Origin of the sequence: Mesorhizobium sp. M1E.F.Ca.ET.041.01.1.1, assembly GCF_003997355.1 — a bacterium.
Taxonomy (GTDB): Bacteria; Pseudomonadota; Alphaproteobacteria; order Rhizobiales; family Rhizobiaceae; genus Mesorhizobium.
Genome location: NZ_RZSL01000715.1, coordinates 1 through 2,651 on the forward strand (window position 1 = coordinate 1; position 2,651 = coordinate 2,651).

Annotated in this window: 4 protein-coding genes; all 4 read left to right on the top strand. The window is 63.5% G+C overall.

Annotated features, from left to right (window positions below; translation table 11 throughout):
- The coding region (locus tag EOA38_RS33050; protein ID WP_145966185.1) for a RidA family protein at positions 1-232 on the top strand (232 nt) is incomplete at its 5' end.
- Between the two features lie 12 nt (positions 233-244).
- Complete coding sequence (locus tag EOA38_RS33055) at positions 245-973, top strand: glycerophosphodiester phosphodiesterase (RefSeq protein ID WP_126093873.1); 729 nt, start codon at positions 245-247, stop codon at positions 971-973.
- 54 nt (positions 974-1,027) lie between these two features.
- Positions 1,028-2,242 carry a GNAT family N-acetyltransferase gene (locus EOA38_RS33060; protein ID WP_126093872.1) on the top strand — a complete coding sequence of 405 codons (1,215 nt, stop codon included), beginning with the start codon at positions 1,028-1,030 and terminating at the stop codon, positions 2,240-2,242.
- Between the two features lie 102 nt (positions 2,243-2,344).
- A partial coding sequence (locus tag EOA38_RS33065; RefSeq protein ID WP_127301209.1) for an HIT domain-containing protein occupies positions 2,345-2,651 on the top strand: 307 nt, incomplete at its 3' end.

Below are 2,651 nucleotides of genomic sequence, written 5' to 3' on the forward strand. Positions count from 1 at the left end.
GGCCAAGGCAGCGCTTGGCGATCTCGAGAAGATCCGCCGGCTGGTCAAGATCACAGTCTTCGTGGCCTCGGCGCCGGGATTCGTCGAGCAGCATCTGGTCGCCAACGGCGCTTCCGATTTTCTGGTCGCCGCGCTCGGCGAGCGCGGCAAGCATGCCCGCTCCGCCGTCGGCACCGCATCGCTGCCGCTCAACGCCGCGGTTGAAATCGAAGCGATCTTCGAAGTCGAGTAAGAAGAGCCTGACATGACCGACCTTTCCTGGCTGATTGCCCGCCCGGTCGCGCACCGGGGCTTTCACGACATGAACAAGACGTGCTGGGAGAACACGCTATCGGCCTTCGCGGCGGCGGCCGAGCGCGGCTACGCGATCGAATGCGACGTGCATATCTCGTCCGACGGCGTTCCCGTCATCATCCACGACGGCGATCTGAAACGCCTGACCGGCGAGGACGGCTCTGTGTGGCAACGCACGGCGGCTGAACTCACCGCGCTCAAGGTGGGCGGCACCGCCGACCATGTGCCGACGTTGCAGGAGGCGCTCGACCTGATCGACGGCCGTGTGCCGCTGGTGGTCGAGCTGAAAGGCGTTGCCGGCCACGACAACGGGCTGGTGGCGTCCGTCGGCAAGCTGCTCAAGCGCTACAAGGGCAAGGTGGCGATCATGTCGTTCGACCACTGGCTGATCCGCGACTTCGCCAAGGATGCGCCCGGCATTCCGGGAGGGCTGACCGCCTACGGCAAGGACAACCAGTTGATCGAAGCGCATTTCGCCATGCTGGCCCACAACCTCGCTTTCACCTCCTACGCCGCCGGCGATCTGCCCAACGCCTTCGTCGGCTTCGTGCGCGAAAAGCTCAAAATGCCCGTCATCACCTGGACCGTTCAGGATCAGCCCGCGGTCGACCTCACCTTCAAATATGCCGACCAGATGACGTTCGAGGGTTTTGAGCCCGACCTGGTCAAGGTGGCCTGAGGCGATACCCGAAACGTGACTTGTAGCAGCCCTGAGGACGCTTAAATAAGCCCCATGGATCAAGGTGAAGACGACGATGGACGGGCAACGAATGCGGACTATGCGATCCGCGTCGCGGCAGGCATCGGCGCGTTCACCTGCGAGGAATGGAACGGCTTCGCCGGAACCACGCGCGGCGATAAAGAAAACGGCTACAACCCGCTCGTTTCATTCGCTTTTCTGAGCGCGCTTGAGGATTCCGGCTGCGCCGTGCGGCGCACCGGCTGGCAGGGCCATCACCTGAGGCTCGAGAATGCGCAAGGCAGACTGCTGGGCGCCGTGCCCTGCTATCTCAAGTCGCACAGCCAGGGCGAATATGTCTTCGACCATGGCTGGTCCGACGCCTTCGAGCGCGCCGGCGGGCGTTATTATCCCAAGTTGCAGTGCTCTGTGCCGTTCACGCCGGTCACCGGCCCTCGCCTGCTGGTCGGCAAGGACGAGGACGAAGGCGCGGTGAAGGCCGGCCTTGCCGCCGGCTTGAAGATGGTGACCGACAGGCTCGGCGTGTCTTCCGCGCATGTCACCTTCGCCACTGAACCAGACGTCGCGACGCTGGAAGCGGCTGGCTTCCTGCATCGCACCGACCAGCAGTTCCATTTCTTCAACGAAGGCTTTTCCAGCTACGACGACTTCCTCGCCACGCTTGCCTCGCGCAAGCGCAAGGCGATGAAGAAGGAGCGCCGCGAAGCGCTGGCGGACGGCATCTCGATCGACTGGCTGACCGGCAAGGACATCACCGAACGCGCCTGGGATGATTTCTTCGCCTTCTATATGGACACCGGCGGCAGGAAATGGGGCCGGCCCTATCTCAACCGCCAGTTCTTCTCGCTGATCGGCGAGCGCCTGGCCGACGACATCCTGCTGGTGATGGCCAAGCGCAACGGCCGCTACATCGCCGGCGCCATCAACTTCATCGGCTCGGACGCGCTCTATGGCCGCAATTGGGGCTGCATCGAGGACCACCCCTTCCTGCATTTCGAGGTCTGCTACCACCAGGCAATCGACTTCGCGATCGAGCGCAAACTGAAGGTGGTGGAAGCCGGCGCGCAAGGCGAGCACAAGCTGGCACGCGGCTACCAGCCGGTGACAATGCATTCGGCGCACTACATTGCGCATCCCGGCCTGCGCAACGCGGTCGCCGACTATCTGCGCCGCGAGCGGCGCGAGGTCGAGCGGATGGGCGAGTACCTGGAAGAGCACACGCCGTTCCGCAAGGACCTCGGGGAATAGACCGAGTTTGCCAGGCGAGTGGAATCCGCTTGCCCCTCTGTCTTGCCGCTTGAGACCGGCTTCGCTACACCGGACGACAGATCGCAATCCGGAGCACCCGCCATGGCCGAAGCCTACGATCCCGGCAACATCTTTGCGAAAATCCTGCGCGGCGAGATCCCCTCGCATCGCATCTATGAGGACGATACGGTCGTCGCCTTCATGGACGTGATGCCGCAAGGGGTCGGCCACACGCTAGTGCTGCCGAAGGCGCCGTCGCGCAATATTCTCGACGCCGATCCGGCAACGTTCGGTCCGCTGTTTGCCGTTGTGCAGAAAGTGGCGGTAGCGGTGAAAAAGGCTTTCGACGCCGACGGCGTCACGCTGATGCAGTTCAACGAGCCGGCCTCCGGGCAGACAGTCTACCTGT